Source organism: Streptomyces sp. MBT65, from assembly GCF_016612545.1.
Classification (GTDB): domain Bacteria; phylum Actinomycetota; class Actinomycetes; order Streptomycetales; family Streptomycetaceae; genus Streptomyces.
This window is the reverse complement of record NZ_JAENRY010000219.1, coordinates 1-18,606: the sequence shown is the minus strand read 5'-3', so window position 1 is coordinate 18,606 and position 18,606 is coordinate 1. Positions and strand designations below refer to the sequence as shown.

The window sequence follows — 18,606 nt, the reverse complement described above, 5'->3', positions numbered from 1 at the left end:
CCCAAGGGCGTGATGCTCACCCACTGTCAAATAGCCACGAACCTGGCCCAGTTGGAGCCCGCCGTCCCCACCGGCCCCGGCGACCGCATCCTCGCGGTCCTGCCGTTCTTCCACATCTACGGCCTCACGGCCCTGATGAACGCACCCCTGAGGAAGGGCGCCGCGGTCGTCGTCCTCCCGCGCTTCGAGCTGGAGACCTTTCTCGCGGCCATCGAGAACCACCGCATCACCGGCCTCTACGTCGCCCCGCCGATCGTCCTGGCCCTCGCCAAGCATCCCGCGGTCGCGCAGTACGACCTCTCGTCGCTGAAGTACATCATCAGCGCCGCCGCCCCCCTCGACGCGAACCTGCCGCCCGTGGGCCAGGCGTACGGCATGACGGAACTCTCCCCGGGCACCCACGTGGTCCCCGTACGGGACATGCCCACCGCACCCCCGGGAACCGTCGGCAAACTCATCGCCGGCACCGAGATGCGGGTCGTCGCCCTGGAGGACCCGGACAAGGACCTGGGCACCGGCGAGCCGGGCGAACTCCTCATCCGCGGCCCGCAGGTGATGAAGGGCTACCTGGGCCGCCCCGACGACACGGCCGCGATGATCGACGCCGACGGCTGGCTGCACACCGGGGACGTCGGCTACGTGGACGACGGCGGCTGGACGTTCGTCGTCCGCCGCGTCGCCCCCTACAAACGCGTCCGCCGGGTCACCTTCATCGACGCCGTCCCGCGCGCCGCCTCCGGGAAGATCCTGCGCCGGGAACTGCGGGGCCGCTCATGACGTCGATCGGCCGGGCACGCGCGCGGGGCGTCGAGACCCTGAGCCTGGACTCGCCGGCCACGCGGAACGCGCTGTCGGCGTCCCTGGTGGCCGAGTTGGCGCACGCGCTGACGGAGTGCGGGAAGGACACCGACGTACGGGCGATCGTCCTCACCCACACCGGCAACACCTTCTGCGCGGGCGCGGACCTCCGGGACCCGCCGCCCCCGGAGGCACTGGTGGCCCTGCTCCGCTTGATCGTGGACGTCCCCAAGCCGGTGGTCGCGCGGGTGACGGGCCACGTACGGGCGGGCGGCCTCGGCCTCCTGGCGGCCTGCGACATCGCGGCGGCGTCCCTGGAGTCGACCTTCGCGTTCACGGAGGTGCGGATCGGCGTGGCCCCCGCGGTGATCTCCCTCCCGCTGCTGCCCCGCACGGACCCGCGAGCCCTCGCCCGCTACTACCTCACCGGCGAACGCTTCGACGCGGCGGAGGCGACCCGCACCGGCCTGCTGACGACGGCGGGAGGGGACGTGGACGACGTACTCGAACCGATCCTCGACGGTCTGCGCCGATCCGCTCCCGAGGCCCTGGCCGAGACGAAACGGCTGCTCACGGCTAGGGTGCTGGAAACCTTCGACCGGGACGCGGCCGACCTGACCGCGCTCTCGGCACGGCTGTTCGCCTCCGCGCAGGCCCGTGAGGGGATGACGGCATTTCTCGAACGACGGGATCCCGCATGGGTGGTGTGAGCGCGACGACGGCGCCGGGCGCGGTCGACCGCAGACCCAAGCAGGACCGCAGCCGGGCCACCCGGCAGCGCCTCCTGGAAGCCGCCGTGTCCTGCCTCGCCGAACACGGCTGGGCAGGCTCCACGGTCTCCGTCGTCGCCGAACGCGCCGGCGTCTCCCGAGGCGCCGCCCAACACCACTTCCCGACCCGCGAGGACCTCTTCACGGCCGCCGTCGAGTACGTGGCCGAAGAACGCTCCACGGCCCTCCGGGCCCTGTTCCCGGACGGCGCCGAAGACCGCCGCGTCGTGGTCGAGGCCCTGGTCGACCTCTACACCGGCCCCCTCTTCCGCGCCGCCCTCCACCTCTGGGTGGCCGCCTCCAACGAGGACCAACTCCGCCCCCGGGTAACGGAGTTGGAGGCGAAGGTGGGCCGGGAGACCCACCGGATCGCCGTGGACCTGCTGCGAGCGGACGAGTCCGAGCCGGGCGCGCGAGAGACGGTCCAGGGCCTCCTGGACATGGCGAGAGGCCTGGGCCTGGCGAACCTGCTCACGGACGACAGGGGCAGGAGGGCGAGAGTGGTCGCCCAATGGACACGCCTTCTGGACGACGCCCTTTAGGGGCGCGGGGCTGTGTCAATTTGCGGCTCCGCCGCGTGGGCGCGACCAGCAACATCAGGCCCGCAGTCGCCCACACACCTCAGCCCTCTCTTCAGTGGGAGATGTCCCCGAACCCCTCGATCGCCTCGGGCCCCCGCACGGCAGGCCCCACATACCGAGCGGACGGCCGAACAAGCCGCCCCGTCCGCTTCTGCTCCAGAATGTGCGCCGACCACCCGGCGGTCCGCGCACACGTGAACATCGACGTGAACATGTGCGCCGGCACCTCGGCGAAGTCCAGCACGATCGCCGCCCAGAACTCGACGTTGGTCGCGAGCACCCGGTCGGGACGGCGCGCGTGCAACTCCGCCAGCGCGGCCTTCTCCAACGCCTCGGCGATCTCGAACCGCGGCGCCCCCAACTCCCGTGCCGTACGCCGCAGTACACGCGCCCGAGGGTCCTCGGCCCGGTACACGCGGTGCCCGAATCCCATCAGCCGTTCACCCTTGTCGAGCGCCTGCTTGACGTACGCCTCCGCGTCCCCGGTCCGCTCGATCTCCTCGATCATCCCGAGCACCCGGGACGGCGCACCACCGTGCAAGGGCCCGGACATGGCCCCTACGGCCCCGGACAGCGCGGCGGCGACATCGGCGCCGGTGGACGCGATGACCCGCGCGGTGAAGGTCGACGCGTTCATACCGTGCTCGGCGGCGGACGTCCAGTAGGCGTCCACGGCGGCGACATGCTTCGGATCGGGCTCGCCGCGCCACCGGATCATGAACCGCTCGACGACGGACTGCGCCTTGTCGATCTCGCGCTGCGGCACCATCGCGTTCCCCTGCCCGCGCGCGGACTGGGCGACGTAGGACAGGGCCATGACGGCCGCGCGGGCGAGGTCGTCGCGGGCCTGCTCCTCGTCGATGTCGAGGAGGGGCTTGAGGCCCCACACGGGCGCGAGCATGGCCAGCGCGGACTGGACGTCGACGCGGATGTCACCGGAGTGCACCGGGATCGGGAAGGGCTCGGCGGGCGGCAGCCCGGGGTTGAAGGCGCCGTCGACCAGCAGCCCCCAGACGTTGCCGAACGAGACATGACCGACCAGGTCCTCGATGTCGACGCCCCGGTACCGCAGGGCGCCGCCCTCCTTGTCCGGTTCGGCGATCTCCGTCTCGAACGCGACGACTCCCTCGAGTCCAGGTACAAAGCCGGGGTCGGACATCAGGCGGCTCCTCATGCTGTGGCTCCACGGTCGCGCGGGACTCGCGGGCCGAAGATAGAGACATCAGCACCATAACGCCGAGTGCCACCCAAGGGGAGAGTCCGCGGCACTCAGTGCCACCCGGACTCGTGGCCAGAGGCGTGCGTACGGCAAGATGACCGCCGTGACCGACCGCGATCCCATCGACCGTGATCCCCGCTTCGACCCCGCCGCGATGCGCAGGCAGTACCGCGTGGCGGGCATCGACGAGAACGACCTGGCAGCCGGCCCCATGGCGCAGTTCGGCCGCTGGTTCGAGGAGGCGGCGCTCCAGGACCTGGTCTACGAGCCGAACGCGATGGTCGTCTCCACCGCCGACGCCGACGGCCGCCCCAGCTCCCGCACGGTCCTCATGAAGCACTACGACGAGCAGGGCTTCGTCTTCTACACGAACTACGGCTCCCGCAAGGCCCGCGAACTCGCCGCGAACCCGCATGTGGCGCTGCTCTTCCCCTGGCATCCGATGGCCCGCCAGGTCCTGGTCACCGGTATCGCCCGCCGCACCGGCCGCGACGAGACGGCCGCGTACTTCCGCACCCGCCCGCACGGCTCCCAGCTCGGAGCCTGGGCCAGCACGCAGTCCTCGGTGATCGGCTCACGGGCCGAACTGGAGTCGTCGTACGAGGAGTTGCTCGCCCGCTATCCCGAGGGCGAACAGGTCCCGGTGCCGCCCCACTGGGGCGGTTTCCGCATCGCGCCCCGGACGGTCGAGTTCTGGCAGGGCCGGGAGAACCGCCTCCACGACCGCCTGCGCTACACCGCCGAGCAGGACGGCAGTTGGCACGTGGACCGGCTGAGCCCGTAGGTCCCCGAAAACGCAGGCGACCCGCGAGCTCAGGTCCCTCCGCCTGACGGCGGGGGAGCCGGCCGGACGTACCGGCGAGCTCGCGGGTCGGGTGACTGCGTTGGGTTAGGCCGGTTGCGTGCGACGCGCACACGCTGGTCCGGCGCCGAACCGAGTACGACGGCGGGCCACTAGCCCGCAGTCACCTCTTCCGTCCGGTATTCATACATCTGCCGAACCACCTCCTTTCCGAAGTACTCGCCACCCTAAGAACCTCCCGCCGACGGATCAACCGTTTTTAACGAGACCTGAACTCGCTGGACGGGCCCGTGCCGGTCACCTAGGTTCCCGGCGCATGACTGATCTTCGTATCGAGCCGGTGGACGCGGCCGACGGGACCGCGCTCCGGGACTGGCGCCACGTCCACAACCTGATCGTGCCGCCCGCCGCGCTGTCCCTCGACGAGGTCCGGGAGCGGAGCGGCCGCAACCGGCTGGAGAACGCGTACCTGGGGGACGCCCTCGTGGGCTGCTCCACCGTGCGTCCCCCGGAGGACGGCGTGGCGACCGTCATCGCACGCGTACTGCCCGCGTTCCGCCGGCGCGGCCATGGAACCGCCCTCTACGAAAACGGCCTCACGCGCGCGCGTGCACTCGGCGCCGGCACGATCGAGACGGTGGTCCTGGCCGCCAACACGGACGGGGTGCGGTTCGCGAAGGCCCGGGGTTTCACCGAGACCGAGCGCTACGTCCTGGACGGCGAGACCGACCTGTGGCTCACGTTGAGGCTGGCGTAGGCCACGGCAGGACCGTCAGTTCCGGCCAGGTCTCCCGCCAGCGGGCCGTCTTCGTCTCGTAGACCTCGCGCGGCGCCAGGACCGGGTTCGGCCGTACGACGAGGCCGAAGACGTCGGACAGGCCGTGCGGGGCGTACACGCGCCAACTCCCGTCCTCCTTCAGGCGTACGGCGAGGCAGCAGGTGGTCGCCGCGAAGGAGTCGATCGCGGCCTCCACGGAGTCGTACGGCGGGCACGGGGTGCCGAATTTCTCCTCGTACCAGAGGTGGACGCGGGCCTCGTTACGGATCTCCACCTCGGCGGGCAGGCCCGCGTACGCCGCGCGGCCTGCCCGGATCACCTTGTCCTCGGCCTCCCAGGACAGGTCGGTGGCGTCGTGGTAGAAGACGTCGTAGTCCTTGATGCCGTGGGTCGGGGGACGGCCCGTGACCGTGTTCCAGATGGTTTGGACGAGGCAGCCCGCGGTCAGGTACCAGTTCGGGAGGTCGAGGGCCGCGGTGCGGTCGAGGATCTCCAGGAGTGGCTCGTTGCGGGACAGCGTCGTGCGCAGCGCGGTGAGTTGTTCGTCGAGCGGGAGGCGGGCGGCGGGCATCAGGCGAGTGTGCCGGTGCCCGGTCGGTGTCGTACAACGATTCCCTCAATCTTGCGGGAACTCGGTGTGTGCTGCGTCACGTTCGAGTTGAATGAGGGGGAGTGAGTGAACCGACGCGTCGTGTCCGCGGACGCAGCCTGCAGGGGGTCCAGGTGAGTGCTTCCCGGCGTAGTGGGACCACCGACGAATTGGGTCCCGACGAGCCCGAGCGGGACGGCGGGCCCGACGGTGTCGGTGGGTCGGATCTGTTGGCCGCGTTGCTGGACGGCATGGACGCGGCACTGTGTGCCTTCGACGCGGACGGGGTGGTCACCCACTGGAACCGCGAGGCCGAGCGCATCCTGGGCTGGACCGCGGCCGAGGCCGTCGGGCGGCACGGACTGGCCGGGTGGGCCGTACGCCGTGCGGACGCCGAGGAGGTCGAGGGGCGGCTGATGTCCGCCATGCGGGCGCCCGGACGGCAGGTCAACGAGTTCGCCCTCCTGACGAAGGAGGGCGGACGGGTACTCGTGCGGACCCAGTCCGCCGCCGTGCGCGGGCCGGACGGGAAGCCCGCCGGTGTCTACTGCGCCTTCAGCGAGGTGCATGCCCAGATCGACCTGGAGCGGTCCATCGCCCTGAGCGAGGCGCTGTTCGAGGACGCCTCCTGGGGGGTCGTGCTCGTCGACGCCGACCTGCGGCCCGCCGTCGTCAACTCGCATGCCGCCCGCGCGCTCGGCACCGGCCGCACCGCCGTCCTCGGGCGCCCCCTCGGCGAACTGCTCGCCCAGGGCGTCGAGGAGCTGGAGGCCGCGCTCACCCACGTCCTCGCCGAGGGCGCACCGCCCGCGCCCGCCGAGATCTGGGTGAGCGTACGGACACCCGAGGGCAATCTGCGGCGCTGCTGGCGCAGCGGCTTCCTGCGGCTGGCCTCGCCGCTCACCGAGGAACCGGTGCCGCTCGGCGTCGGCTGGCTCTTCCAGGACGTCACCGAGGCCAAGCAGATCGAGCAGGAGGCCTCGCTGCTGCGCTTCCGCGCCCAGCAACTGCACCGCGCCGCCCGCGCCGCAGCCGAGTGCGAGGACCCGCGCGACGCGGCGACCGTCCACCTCGACTTCGCCCTCGCCGGCTTCGCCGACCACGCCCTGGTCGACCGGGTAGCGGGAGGATCGTTGAACGATCCCGACGGCGCCGGAGTGCGTGCTACGGCCGTACGCCTCGTCCGGGTCGCCGCGACCCCCACCGGAGCCCCCGGACCCAGCCTGCTCACCGGCGCCGCCGGGCTGCCCGTGCGCTACGGAGAGGGCCATCCCGCCCTCCAGTGCGTCGAACGCATCGGCTCCGTGCGCGCCAGCATCGGCACCGTCCCGCCCGAACAGGCCCGCGAGTGGGCCCGGGTCCGCCAGTGGCCCACGGACGCCGTGCACGCCCTGTGCGCGGTGCTGCGCAGCCGGGGCCGGACCCTGGGCGTCGTGACGTTCCTGAGGGGCGCCGGGCGCAGCCAGTTCGAACGGTCCGACTCGATCTACGCCGAGGACGTGGCCGTACGGATCGCGGCGGCGCTGGATCTGGCGGGCGCGGCGGGCGAGAAATAGCCGGCCCACAGGGGCCGTAGAGGCTCAGTACTGGTAGAAGATCCGGTCGCGGTACTCCTCGAAGACCCGGCCGTTCCACTCGTGGCCGCCGTCCACGTTCCCGGAGCGGAGCAGCGGCGGCTCGATCCCGCGCTCGGCCAGGGTCGCGGCGGCCGTCGCCATGACCGCCTGGAGGAGGGCCGCGGTGACGACCGTGGAGGCGGGGGCGAAGGGGGCCGGGATGGTGTCGAGGGTGAGTTCCGCGTCGCCGATCGCGATCTTCGAGTCGAGGACGACATCGCAGTGGTCCTTGAGGTACGTCCCGGAGACGTGCCGTGACGTCGTCTCCGAGGCGTACGCCACCGATGTCACGCCGATGACCCGGACGCCCAGGGAGCGGGCCTTCATTGCCATCTCGACAGGCAGGGCGTTGCGCCCGGACAGCGAGATGATCACCAGGGCGTCGCCGGAGCGCAGCGGTGACGTCTCCAGGACGACGCTCGCGAGGCCGTCGACGCGCTCCAGGGCGGAGCCCAGCGTGGCCGGCATGACGTCGACGCCGACGACCCCGGGGACGGTGAGCAGGTTCATCAGGGCGAGCCCGCCCGCGCGGTAGACGACGTCCTGCGCGGCGAGGGAGGAGTGCCCGGCACCGAAGGCGAAGAGCCGTCCGCCGCCGGCCACCGTGTCCGCGAGGAGCGTGCCGGCCGCCCGGACGGGCTCGGCCTCTTCGTCGCGGACCCGCTGGAGAAGGGTGATCGCGGCGTCGAAGAACTGGCCGGACGGCGTACGGTCGCTCATGCGGAAGTCCCCTCGGTGAGTTTGTGTCGCGGATCACCGTGCGGTCTGGACCAAGGGGATGTCAATACGGCGACAGCACGTCTCAGGGGGCCGCCGCGGGCGGCCGTAACCGGCTGGTTTCAGCGGCGCGGCACGGTTGTCAGTGGTATGCGTCAGAATTGAGTCCAGGGCCAGCGCACGCGCCGCGGAGCCGTCGAGCTTCGGGCAGAGGTAATCGAGGGGCACGTATGTCCGGACTGATCGACACCACGGAGATGTATCTCCGCACCATCCTCGAGCTGGAGGAGGAAGGTGTGGTCCCCATGCGCGCCCGCATCGCCGAGCGGCTCGACCAGAGCGGGCCCACGGTGAGCCAGACGGTGGCGCGCATGGAGCGCGACGGCCTGGTGGCCGTGGCCAGCGACCGCCACCTGGAACTGACCGACGAGGGCCGCCGGCTCGCCACGCGCGTGATGCGCAAGCACCGGCTCGCCGAGTGTCTGCTCGTCGACGTGATCGGCCTGGAGTGGGAGCAGGTGCACGCCGAGGCCTGCCGCTGGGAGCACGTGATGAGCGAGGCCGTGGAGCGCCGCGTCCTGGAGCTGCTGCGCCACCCCACGGAGTCGCCGTACGGCAACCCGATCCCCGGTCTCGAGGAGCTGGGCGAGAAGGACGGGGCCGACCCCTTCCTCGACGAGGGCATGGTCTCGCTGGCCGACCTCGACCCGGGTGTCGACGGCAAGACGGTCGTCGTGCGCCGGATCGGCGAGCCCATCCAGACGGACGCGCAGCTCATGTACACGCTGCGCCGCGCGGGCGTGCAGCCCGGCTCGGTGGTGAGTGTCACGGAGTCGGCCGGCGGGGTGCTGGTGGGCAGCGGCGGTGAGGCGGCCGAGCTGGAGTCGGAGATCGCCTCGCATGTGTTCGTCGCCAAGCGCTGATCTCGTCTTTTCTCCGGCGGGGCGTCAACTCATGGGGTGCGAGGGGTAGTTGTGGCGTTCCGGGGTACCGGTCGACGATCTCGGCGAATCCGAGATTCAGTGCGCTGAATCGCAGCGCTCGGGCGCTGCGCGTGCCAGGCTGTCGCGTGAGGCATATGACCGTGAGGGGGCGGGAGGATGTGCCGCAATCGTGGAGAGGGCCCCGGCGCCGTGTGGCGCCGGGGCCTGTCCTCCCCTGTGCTGACCCGGAGCCCCGAGCTCTCAAGGTCATCCCCTGCGGACCGGTTTCCCCGAGCGGTCCGCCTCCCGCTGAAGATCTCCCCTCGGCAGCGGCGATCATTCCTTGAGCCGGGTCACTCGAACGAGGGGTGTTACGGCGCGAGACAGCATTTTCGAATCTGTATTCGATAACCTGTGAGTGATGAAACGCGCGGGGCGTGACCTGTAGGAAGAGACGAGCAAGAGAAGAGACAGCAGCAAGAACGGAACGGCACAAGCGGCAGAGCGTGGCTAGGGGGGTGCCAGGACCAATGGCGCGGCGCATCGACGTGACCGGAGCAGGCGGCGTACGCCTGGCCGCATGGGAGTTCGCGGACCCGCCCAAGTCGGGGGAGATCGAGCGGGCACCCGGAGTTCTCTTACTGCACGGCCTGATGGGCCGTGCCTCGCACTGGGCGCCCACCGCCCGCTGGCTCTCCGAACGGCACCGCGCGGTCGCACTCGACCAGCGCGGCCACGGCCAGAGCGACAAGCCGCCGCAGGCGGCCTTCACACGTGAGGCCTACGTCGAGGACGCGGAGGCCGCGCTGGAGCAGCTGGGGCTCGCCCCGGTCGTGCTCGTCGGGCACGCGATGGGGGCGCTCACCGCGTGGCAGCTCGCCGCGAAGCGGCCCGATCTGGTGCGGGGGCTGGTCATCTGTGACATGCGGGCGTCCGCGCTGGGGGCGGCCTCGCAGCGGGAGTGGGCCGACTGGTTTAAGTCCTGGCCCGTTCCCTTCGCCACGCTCGCGGACGTCCGCAAGTGGTTCGGTGAGGACGATCCGTGGGTGGAGCGGCCGAATCCCTCCCGGGGGGAGTTCTACGCCGAGGTCATGCACGAGTCTCCCGACGGGTGGCGGCCGGTGTTCGAGCCCGAGCAGATGCTGAAGTCCCGGGAGACGTGGGTGTACGACGCGCACTGGGAGGAGCTTGCCCAGGTTCAGTGTCCCGCGCTGGTGGTGCGGGGACTGGACGGGGAGTTGGGGCGGGCGGAGGCGCAGGAGATGGTCCGGGTGCTCCCCCGAGGGGAGTATGCGGAGGTCGCGGACGCGGGGCATCTGGTGCATTACGACCAGCCGTCGGCTTGGCGGGCGGCTGTCGAGCCGTTTCTTGACGGGGTGCTGGTGTGATGTGGGCGCCCAAGGGGGTGGGGGCTTGTGTCGTGTGGCGAGTGCGGGTGGGGTGTAGCCGGCCGCGCCCACGCGGCGGAGCCGCACATCGATACAGCCCCGCGCCCCTGGGGGAATCGCCCTGCCCTGAGTCGAAAACTCACCCCTTGCTGACCGCCGCCAGGATCTCCGGCAAGCGCCTCGCCGTCCCCGGTGCCGCCAGCCTCAGTCCCGCATACGTGATCGCCGCCCCGTAACCCGCCCCCACCGGCAGCAGCACCCAGCTCCAATCACTCCCGTCCGCGCTGACGTTCGCCCAGATCGTGAGGGCGATGACGGGGGCGCAGAGGAGGGCCGCCGAGATCATGCCGCCGAAGATGGAGATCCAGGCGAGGCCGGCCTGGCCGGGGGCGACGTTCTTGTGGGTGCCCTGGGGGATGGAGTAGGGGAAGCGTGCCGAGGTCCAGGCGCCGGTCGCGAGCATCGCGCCGAGGAGGGCGAAGGAGAGGCCGAGCACCTCCGGGAGCCGGGACCAGTCGCCGAGCAGCGCCGTCGTCAGGACGGTCACCAGGGCCGCGTACGGCAGGGTGATCACCAGCAACGCGAGGGCGCGCGCCCGGAGTTCGACGTAGGCGTCCCGGGTCGTGGAGATCGTCATCGCGACCATCCAGAACGCGGACGTGTCCTGGCCGAACTGGTTGTACATCTGGATGCCGAGCATCCCGGCGGCGAAGCACGCGAAGTAGACGGAGCCGGTGCCCTGGAGCGCGTTGAACACCGGGACGATCAGGCCGATCGCCAGCGACGTCACCCACGCGGCCTTGGTCTTGGGGTCGCGCCAGACATAGCGCAGGCTGCGTTCCATGACCGTGCCGGTGCGGCCGGACGGGAGGAGGCGGGCCAGGCCGCCGGTGGCCGCCCTGTCCTTCGCGGCCGGTTCGGCGGACTGGAGGGTGGAGCCGTCGGGTGAGGTCATCAGCTGGGTGAGGCTGCGCGACCAGAGGATCAGCAGGGTCGCCAAAGCGCCTGCGGACAGCGCGAGTTGGGTGACCGCCAGGCCGTAGGAACCCTTGCTCACCGAGTCCACCGCGCCGACCGCCGAGGCCGGCGGCACCCAGCGCAACACCTCGGCCGCCGGGTCGAGTTGGGCCAGCCCGGACGAACCCAGGCGCTGTGCGCCGAAGTTGACCAACTGTGCGCCGATCGCGATCACCAGCCCGCTCAGCACCGCCAGGTCCCGGCCCTTCCTGCTGGTCAGCAGGCGGATGTTGGCGGTGGCGACGGCCCGCGCGAGGGCCACGCAGATCAGCAGGGCGAGCAGGAGCGCCGGGACCGCCGTGACGTACGCGGCGGCGCCGTGCGCGACCGCGAGCACCGACCCGAGCAGCAGCACCAGCGTGAACAGCGGCCCGATGCCTACCAACGAGGCAACCAGCAACGCCCGTACGAGAGGCCGTGGTTGGAGCGGCAGCATCACCAGGCGGGTGGGGTCGAGGGTCTCGTCGCCGGACGGGAAGAACAGCGGCATCACCGCCCAGCCCAGGCCCAGCACCGCCACCAGGAGCACGACCACGGAGACCGCGTGCGCCTCCCCGCGCAAGGAGAGCAGCCCGAGCAACTGGAGCGCCGCGAAGAGCAGTGCCACGACCGCCGACGCGACATAGGCGACCCGTCGGCCACCGGACTGCCGTAGACCGTTGCGCAACAACGACAGCTTCAGTCGTACGACGACGGGGGTGATCGAGGCCGGGGGTGTGGTGGCGCTCATCGGGTACCGCCGCCCAGCCAGTCGAGGTCCGAGCTGTGGTCGCGGGCACCGGCGCCGACGAGTTCGAGGAACGCCTGCTGGAGCGTGGGGGATTCACCGCGGACCTCGGCGAGTGTGCCCTGGGCGCGGATGCGGCCGGCGGCCATCACGGCCACCCAGTCGCAGAGCGACTCGACGAGTTCCATGACGTGGGAGGAGAAGACGACGGTGGCGCCGGAGGCGGTGTAGCGCTCCAGGACGCCCCGGATGGTCTGCGCGGAGACCGGGTCGACGCCCTCGAACGGCTCGTCCAGGAACAGGACTTCGGGATTGTGGAGGAGAGCGGCGGCGAGCCCGATCTTCTTGCGCATACCGGTCGAGTAGTCGACGACGAGCTTGTGCTGGGCACCGGCCAGGTCGAGCACGTCCAGCAACTGCGTGGCCCGCTTGTCGACCTCGGCACCGGGCAGCCCCCGCAACCGCCCGCTGTAGCCGAGGAGTTCACGCCCCGAGAGCCGCTCGAAGAGCCGTAGACCCTCGGGCAGCACCCCGATCCGCGCCTTCACGGCCACGGGGTCGCGCCAGACGTCGTGCCCGACCACCTCGACGCTGCCCTGATCGGGCCGCAGCAGCCCGGTGACCATGGAGAGGGTCGTGGTCTTCCCGGCCCCGTTCGGCCCGACCAGCCCGATGAACTTCCCCGCGGGCAACTCCAGATCGATCCCGGCGACAGCGATCTGCTGCCCGAACCGCTTCCAGAGCCCACGCACACTCACAGCCGACGTCATGGCCCCAACCTAGGGGGGCACGGGGCTGTTTCGATATGCGGCTCCGCCGCGTGGGCGCGACCGGCCACAACGCAGCCGCACCCGCGAGATCTACCGGTCCCGCCCACACGCGTAGGCGAGCGGCGAGATCAGCTCCTCCGCGTCCGGCAGCCAACGGTTCGCGGCGGTCGGCCGGCAGGCCCACTGCACGGCCCCCCGGGACCCGAACCGCGTGGGCGGCGCGGCCACATACGCACCCTCGCCCAACACCACGAGATCAAGGGAGGCCGGTGCCCACCCGATCCGGCGCACCAGATCCGGCACCTTCACCGAAGCCCCGGGCAGCACGAAGAACTCCATCCGCCGATCCGGCGTCAACGACACGGGACCCAGCGTCAACTCCATGCGCTCCATCCGGGCCAGCGCCAGGAACCCCGCGGTCTCCGGGACGGAGATCGCGTCGAACGTCCGCCCCGTGGGCAGCAGGATCGACGCCCCCGGCTGCTTCTGCCACATCCGCCGCGCGACCGTCGCACTGCCCGTCGCCTGCGTCGCCCAGTCCTCACGCGCCGGGTGTGCGCCGGGTGCGGCGCACGCGGCGTCGTCGCACGAGCAGCGCTGCACCCCGTCGACGGCTTCCAGCCAGGTGCCGGGAAAGACGTCCCAGTGGCGCTCCTCGGCGTAGCGTACGGCTGTCTCCAGCAGCGATTCCCCGCGCTGCTTCGGAATCTGAGCGGCTTCGGTGCCCGCGATCGTCTCTTCCACGCCCAACACAACTCCCGCGCCCACCTCGGGTTACGGCTGTAGCGCGCGCGGGGGAGGAGCATCGATTCCGCAACTGGGGCGCATGGATGCATGTGCGGGGGCGCGCGGGAGGAACGACGGCGGGAGTTGGGTAGCCACCTCTGGGGCGGGCACCAGGTTTTACCCCGGCATTCCTCGCATGCTTCGCATTTTCGCCATGTTCGCTGGGCACTGATCTTCACGGCCGGATCTTTTCGCTTCAGGGGTTGTTCCCAGGGGGTACGCCATGGCCGCAAGGCCACTTGTCGCGCGGCAGCCGAACGAACGGCTGCAGGCGCTCATCCAGGAGGCGGGGTGCTCGAACGCCGGGCTGGCCCGCCGGGTCAACATGTGCGGCGCCGAGCACGGTCTCGACCTGCGCTACGACAAGACGTCCGTGGCCCGTTGGCTGCGGGGACAGCAGCCGCGCGGGCGCGCTCCGGCGATCATCGCCGAGGCGCTGGGCCGCAAGCTGGGCCGTACGGTCACGATCGACGAGATCGGCATGGCCAACGGCAAGAACCTCGCGTCGGGCGTGGGCCTTCAGTTCTCGCCGACCGTGCTCGGGGCCATCGAGCAGGTGTGTGAGCTGTGGCGCAGTGACGTGGGGCGCCGGGACTTCCTGTCGGGTTCGTCGGTCGCCGCGTCCGCGCTGGTCGAACCGAGCCGTGACTGGCTGATCTCCTCACCGGACTCGCAGGTCGCCCGCGCGGCCGGGCCCCGCGTCGGGCAGTCCGACGTGGCGGCGGTCCGCGCGATGACCCAGGCGCTGAGCGACCTGGACCACCAGTACGGCAGCGGGCATGTGCGCCCGGTCGTCGTGCACTACCTCAACAGTGTCGTCTCCGGCCTGCTGGCGGGCTCGTACCGGGAGGCCGTGGGGCGTGAACTGTTCGCCGCCGTCGCCCGGTTGACGGAACTCGCCGGCTACATGGCCGTCGACACCGGTCAACCGGGCCTGGCCCAGCGGTACTACATCCAGGCGCTGCGCCTCGCGCAGGCGGCGGGGGACCGCGGCTACGGCGGGTACGTCCTGGCCGCGTCCATGAGTCACCTCGCCGCGCAGCTCGGAAACCCGCGTGAGATCGCGCAGTTGGCGCGCGCGGCGCAGGAGGGGGCGCGGGGGCGGGTGACCCCGCGGGCCGAGTCGATGTTCTACGCGGCGGAGGCGCGCGGGCACGCCCTGATGGGGGACGCGCGGTCGGCGCAGCTGGCGTCGGGGCGCGCGGTGAGCGCGCTGGACGCGGCCGATCCCTCGTCCGGGGACGACCCGGCGTGGATCGGACACTTCGACGAGGCGTATCTCGCCGACGAGTTGGCGCACTGCCACCGCGATCTGGGGCAGGCCGAGGCGGCGGCCAGGTGCGCGCAGGAGTCCCTGGACGGGCACCCGGAGTCGCGGGCGCGCCGCCGGGCCATCGGGTATGTGCTGCTGGCGAGCGCGCAGGTGCAGCAGCGCGAGGTCGAGCAGGCCTGCAACACGGGCCTGAAAGCGGTGGAGTTGCTCGGCTCGCTGCGCTCAAACCGGGGCGCCGAGTACCTGGACGACTTCCAGCAGCGCCTGGAGCCGTACCGGGACGAGCCGGTGGTGAGGGAGTTCGGGGCGCGGATGGAGTTGCAGGCCGCCGCGTGAACAGCGAGTGAACGAAGCTCCTGGTGGTCTTCCGGTGGTGAAAGGGGGGCGTACAGCGGGATTTGGAGCGGTTCTTGGGGCGCATGGGGTCCTGGAGCTGTTACCGGGGTCACAAGTGGAGAGGTCCAGTCCAGTGCTGCGTGGCATCGGGCTCGGGGTACCCGGTAGCGTGAACCGACGATCCCGTAGGTCCCCCATTCGTAGGAGTCCCGGTGACGCAGAGTGGACAGGGCGAGGAGCCCTCGGCGCGGCCCGCGCGCGAAGGCATCGTGCTGCCCTCCGACGGAGGCGCACCCCTCCTGCCGGGTATGACGGGCGGACACGGTGACCAGCGGTCGGGCGGGCAGCCCGCGACGGCGCCGCCCGCGCCCGGCCAGTCGTGGGGCGGGTCGTGGGGCCCGGACCAGCAACAGGACCCCCAGCACCACCATCAGCACCAGAGCCCGGCCCCGCCGCCGGGCCAGGGCTGGGGGGACCCGCAACAGCAGCAGCAACCGCAGCAGTGGGGCGCCGGCGCCCCCGAGCTGCCCGCTCCCGCGCCCTGGGGCGCCCAGGACGGCATCCCGGGGCAGCCGGGGGCCCTCCCCCAGGAGAGCGCCCAGCACGCGGCCTACGGAGTGCAGCAGCAGTCGTACGCACAGGAGTACGCGTCGGGGTACGCCCCGGAGCCCTCCGCCGGGTACGTCGGGGCGTACCCCGACGCGTACTCCTGTGCGTACGACTGCTGCTGCACTCCGTAGNCCGCCGCCGCCATGGACGAGGGGGCGACTCAGTTCATCCCGCCCGTCGTGGCGGGGGCGCTGCCGCCCGAGGTGCCCGCGGGGCCGATGCCGCAGGCCGCGCATCCCGACGCGCAGCCCACGCAGTTCCTGCCGCCGGTGCCCGCGCAGGGCGGCGCTCCCGGGTACGGGGCACGGCCGGGCGGGCCGGACGACCGGCAGCCGCCCGCCGAGTTCGACAACCTCTTCCGCAGCGACGCCGGGGGCGAGCCGCCGGCCGCCTCCACGCAGCAGATGCCCCGCTTCCAGCAGCCGCCGCGGGCCGAGCAGCCGGGCTACGCGCAGGCCCAACCGCCGTACGCACAAGTTGCTCGCCGACAGCGGCAGCAGCCGTGCCTCGGTGATCAACGCCGTAGGCAATGTGAAGGCCTGCAACAAGCTCGGCGACGCGGCCTCCGACCTGCGGGACGCGGCGGGTCAGCGCACCGAACTGGTCACGAAACTCTCGCAGTTGAAGGTCGACAAGCTGCCGGACAACGCGGCCCTGACCGCCGCGCTGACCAACGCGTGGAAGGCGTCCGCGTCGGCCGACACCCACTACGCGGCCTGGGCCGATCAGGCGGCGGGCAAGCACGGCTGCAAGAAGGGCCAGGCCCGCACCACCGGCCAGACCGCGGCCGGCAACGCGGCGAGCGGCACCGCCAGCAACCAGAAGGCCAAGGCCGCCGCCCTCTGGAACTCGATCGCGAAGACCTACGGCCTGACCCAGCGCCAGCCGACCCAGCTCTGAGGAAGCGGAGGGCTGAGGAAGAGGAGGCCCGGGCCGGCGTCAGTTGAGATCGGCGTCGCCCAGGGTTTTCGTCATATCGAGGAACCCCTTCTTCGCGGACACCAGAACACCCTTCCGTACGATCTGAAGGGTCACGTTCGCGTTGACCAGCCGGGCCAGTCCGACCGAGGAGAGGTTCTCGTCGCGGGCGCTCCACTGAAGCGTCGGCGTGAGCCCGCCCGTGTCGACCTTCACCCCGTCGTCGAGGGCGCGCCGTACGGTGTCGGCGGTGATGTCGCCGCTGCCGAGCGAGTTCACGACGGTCTTGAACGCGGTGTACGCGATCCAGGTGGTCTGCACCCCCGCGTCCGCCGGGTCGATGCGGTTGTCGCCGAAGGCCACCTCGTCGACGGCCTTCTTCATCGGGTTCCAGCGCGGGTCGCTCGCGACCGGGTACCAGCCGGTGATGTACGACCCCTCGTACGGCCCGGACTGCCCGCCCGTCGAGTTGATCTCGGTCTGGTCGACACTGCCGAGCACGGTCGCGGTGCGTACCGCGGGATAGTCCTCGCGGTCGCGCCGGAAGGAGTCCATGAAGATGTCGGTACGGTCCCCGAGCGAGGGCACCACACAGCCCTTCTTGCCGCCCGTGCCGCCGCTCGCGCTCTTCAGGGCGCTGACCGACTGACTGGAGTACTCGGTGGCGTCGTCGGCCGCGAGCTGGTCGGTCGCCGCCGCGTGGCCGCCCGCCGCGAGCCCGGCGTTCAGCAGCGGGGGCAGGTCGTCGCCGACGATGGAGTCGGGCCGTACGAGGGTGACCGGGCCGCAGGTGGAGGCGAGTTCCTTGCCGAGGCCCGCCAGGAGCGCGGGCTGGCCGCCGTTGACGGGGTAGGACAGCGCGCGGGTGAACTCCTCGGTGGTGACGCCGTAGCCGCCTATGTACGGGATGCCGGCGCCCTCCAGCGGGGCGAAGTACGAGTCGCTGAACTGGCTGTAGGAGCCGACGACCGCGACGACGTTGTCCTCCACGGCCTGCCGGGCGCACTTCGCCGCGGACACGGTGGTGTTGTGGTCGTTGCAGGTCAGGACCTTGAGTTTGCGGCCGTTGATGCCGCCGTGCTTGTTGATCCACTTCGCGTACGCCGTCGCCATGGCGGGCATGCCGGGCTTGTTGGTCGAGCTGGTGTCCCAGGGCGCCCAGGTCATGACGGTGATCGAGCCGTCGCCGGAGCCCGCCGTGACTCCGGGGATGACCCCGCAGCCGGCTACGAGCGACGCGCAGGCCCCCAGAGCCGCCGCCGACATGACGGTCGCTCTGACGGGGCGGGTGAAGGTGGGGAGGAAGGTGCTGCGGTTGCGTCGCCTGCCTGTCATGGACAGACACGCTTCCGCCACACAACTAACCGGGGAGTGACTCCGGGTCAACGAGCAGTGACTTGGGGGTGAATTACGGGGGGTGTTCCTGTGTATGTGACGAGGAACGTACGATCGATGACCGTGCAAGCTCCGGAGAACTCTTCCCGTCGCCCCCGTCGCTCATCCACCATGGGCGGCATGCCACTGAACGACATGCCCTGGTGGCGCTGGCGCAGCAATGTGCGTTCCGCGCTGCACATGCTCTCGGATCCCGCGTTCCAGCAGAACGTCTGGCTGGCCGGTGTCGACGGCTACGGTGACGTCACCGACGCCGTCTACCGCCTCGTCGAGGACACCTGGCTCGACAACTGGTCCGCCGAGAAATACGTCGGCACGATCTTCCGCGACTCCCAGGAGGCGGCCCTCGTCGACACGGCCGTCCTGCGCGTCCTACGGATCATGCACCAGGTCGGCCCCGACGCCCACGTCTCCGTGTACGTCGACCACGAGGCCTGGCCGGACGCGGTACGGGCAGCACGCGACGCCCATGTACGCATGGCGGTGAGCGACGGCGACGACCCGGAGACACCACCACGGACACTCGAGGTGCTGCAGATCATCACGCGGTCCGCGTAGGGGGGTGGCTGGGGCGGCGTAGGGCGGGTCTGGTCC

The 18,606-nt window shown here is 71.2% G+C and carries 18 protein-coding genes and 1 pseudogene; 12 read left to right on the top strand and 7 right to left on the bottom strand.

The annotated features are described in order from the left end of the window. From JHN63_RS36375 to JHN63_RS36365, 3 genes are all read left to right on the top strand, one after another. Positions 1-777, top strand: a 777-nt coding sequence (locus tag JHN63_RS36375; protein ID WP_200688946.1) for an AMP-binding protein, incomplete at its 5' end; no start/stop codon positions are given. Then, a complete protein-coding gene (locus JHN63_RS36370) occupies positions 774-1,508 on the top strand; it encodes an enoyl-CoA hydratase family protein (protein WP_200688944.1) in 735 nt (244 codons plus the stop codon). The genes JHN63_RS36375 and JHN63_RS36370, both read left to right, overlap by 4 nt. Beyond that, on the top strand, positions 1,496-2,110 hold the full coding sequence (locus JHN63_RS36365) for a TetR/AcrR family transcriptional regulator (RefSeq protein WP_200688943.1): 615 nt from the start codon (positions 1,496-1,498) through the stop codon (positions 2,108-2,110). The genes JHN63_RS36370 and JHN63_RS36365 overlap by 13 nt, the downstream gene beginning before the upstream one ends. A 91-nt stretch (positions 2,111-2,201) precedes the next feature. Here JHN63_RS36365 and JHN63_RS36360 read toward each other — a convergent pair whose 3' ends face one another. After that, positions 2,202-3,308 (bottom strand): citrate synthase 2, encoded by a 1,107-nt coding sequence (locus JHN63_RS36360; RefSeq protein ID WP_200688942.1) that lies wholly within the window; start codon positions 3,306-3,308, stop codon positions 2,202-2,204. A 163-nt stretch (positions 3,309-3,471) separates the two neighbouring features. Here JHN63_RS36360 and pdxH point away from each other — a divergent pair, with 163 nt between their 5' ends. Both pdxH and JHN63_RS36350 read left to right on the top strand, forming a co-directional pair. Continuing rightward, on the top strand, positions 3,472-4,152 hold the full coding sequence (pdxH, locus tag JHN63_RS36355; RefSeq protein WP_200688941.1) for a pyridoxamine 5'-phosphate oxidase: 681 nt from the start codon (positions 3,472-3,474) through the stop codon (positions 4,150-4,152). 334 nt (positions 4,153-4,486) lie between these two features. Further along, positions 4,487-4,927 (top strand): GNAT family N-acetyltransferase, encoded by a 441-nt coding sequence (locus JHN63_RS36350; RefSeq protein WP_200688933.1) that lies wholly within the window; start codon positions 4,487-4,489, stop codon positions 4,925-4,927. Here JHN63_RS36350 and JHN63_RS36345 read toward each other — a convergent pair. Beyond that, positions 4,908-5,519 (bottom strand): nucleotidyltransferase family protein, encoded by a 612-nt coding sequence (locus tag JHN63_RS36345; protein ID WP_200688932.1) that lies wholly within the window; start codon positions 5,517-5,519, stop codon positions 4,908-4,910. The genes JHN63_RS36350 and JHN63_RS36345 overlap by 20 nt on opposite strands. Before the next feature lie 152 nt (positions 5,520-5,671). Here JHN63_RS36345 and JHN63_RS36340 point away from each other — a divergent pair, with 152 nt between their 5' ends. Beyond that, a complete protein-coding gene (locus JHN63_RS36340; RefSeq protein WP_200688931.1) occupies positions 5,672-7,093 on the top strand; it encodes a PAS domain-containing protein in 1,422 nt (473 codons plus the stop codon). A 24-nt stretch (positions 7,094-7,117) separates the two neighbouring features. Here the strand turns inward: JHN63_RS36340 and JHN63_RS36335 are convergent, their stop codons facing one another. Continuing rightward, complete coding sequence (locus tag JHN63_RS36335; protein WP_200688925.1) at positions 7,118-7,873, bottom strand: SIS domain-containing protein; 756 nt, start codon at positions 7,871-7,873, stop codon at positions 7,118-7,120. Positions 7,874-8,100: 227 nt separating this feature from the next. Between JHN63_RS36335 and JHN63_RS36330 the strand changes: the two genes are divergently transcribed. Together JHN63_RS36330 and JHN63_RS36325 are read left to right on the top strand one after the other, a co-directional pair. Then, positions 8,101-8,793 carry a metal-dependent transcriptional regulator gene (locus JHN63_RS36330; RefSeq protein ID WP_019057324.1) on the top strand — a complete coding sequence of 231 codons (693 nt, stop codon included), beginning with the start codon at positions 8,101-8,103 and terminating at the stop codon, positions 8,791-8,793. Positions 8,794-9,323: 530 nt separating this feature from the next. After that, the gene (locus JHN63_RS36325; protein WP_200688923.1) at positions 9,324-10,181 is read left to right on the top strand and encodes an alpha/beta fold hydrolase; all 858 of its coding nucleotides are present in this window, start codon (positions 9,324-9,326) and stop codon (positions 10,179-10,181) included. 139 nt (positions 10,182-10,320) lie between these two features. Here JHN63_RS36325 and JHN63_RS36320 read toward each other — a convergent pair whose 3' ends face one another. From JHN63_RS36320 to JHN63_RS36310, 3 genes are all read right to left on the bottom strand, one after another. Continuing rightward, positions 10,321-11,928, bottom strand: coding sequence for a transporter (locus tag JHN63_RS36320; protein ID WP_200688921.1), 1,608 nt, complete (start codon positions 11,926-11,928; stop codon positions 10,321-10,323). Next, positions 11,925-12,695, bottom strand: coding sequence for an ABC transporter ATP-binding protein (locus JHN63_RS36315; RefSeq protein WP_200688919.1), 771 nt, complete (start codon positions 12,693-12,695; stop codon positions 11,925-11,927). The genes JHN63_RS36320 and JHN63_RS36315 overlap by 4 nt, the downstream gene beginning before the upstream one ends. A 90-nt stretch (positions 12,696-12,785) precedes the next feature. Beyond that, entirely contained in the window at positions 12,786-13,439 is a 654-nt protein-coding gene (locus JHN63_RS36310; protein WP_200688917.1) for a bifunctional DNA primase/polymerase, read from the bottom strand. Positions 13,440-13,704: 265 nt separating this feature from the next. On the opposite strand from JHN63_RS36310, the gene JHN63_RS36305 reads away from it, so the two are divergent. From JHN63_RS36305 to JHN63_RS54840, 3 genes and pseudogenes are all read left to right on the top strand, one after another. Beyond that, entirely contained in the window at positions 13,705-15,090 is a 1,386-nt protein-coding gene (locus tag JHN63_RS36305) for a transcriptional regulator (RefSeq protein ID WP_200688915.1), read from the top strand. 212 nt (positions 15,091-15,302) lie between these two features. After that, positions 15,303-15,830 carry a hypothetical protein gene (locus JHN63_RS54845; protein ID WP_374222975.1) on the top strand — a complete coding sequence of 176 codons (528 nt, stop codon included), beginning with the start codon at positions 15,303-15,305 and terminating at the stop codon, positions 15,828-15,830. A 3-nt stretch (positions 15,831-15,833) separates the two neighbouring features. Further along, positions 15,834-16,599 (top strand): annotated as a pseudogene (locus JHN63_RS54840) (hypothetical protein); the annotation flags it as partial. A gap of 39 nt (positions 16,600-16,638) precedes the next feature. Here the strand turns inward: JHN63_RS54840 and JHN63_RS36295 are convergent. After that, positions 16,639-17,952 carry an ABC transporter substrate-binding protein gene (locus JHN63_RS36295; protein WP_200688912.1) on the bottom strand — a complete coding sequence of 438 codons (1,314 nt, stop codon included), beginning with the start codon at positions 17,950-17,952 and terminating at the stop codon, positions 16,639-16,641. Between the two features lie 117 nt (positions 17,953-18,069). On the opposite strand from JHN63_RS36295, the gene JHN63_RS36290 reads away from it, so the two are divergent. After that, entirely contained in the window at positions 18,070-18,570 is a 501-nt protein-coding gene (locus tag JHN63_RS36290) for a hypothetical protein (RefSeq protein ID WP_200688911.1), read from the top strand. Positions 18,571-18,606 lie beyond the last annotated feature (36 nt).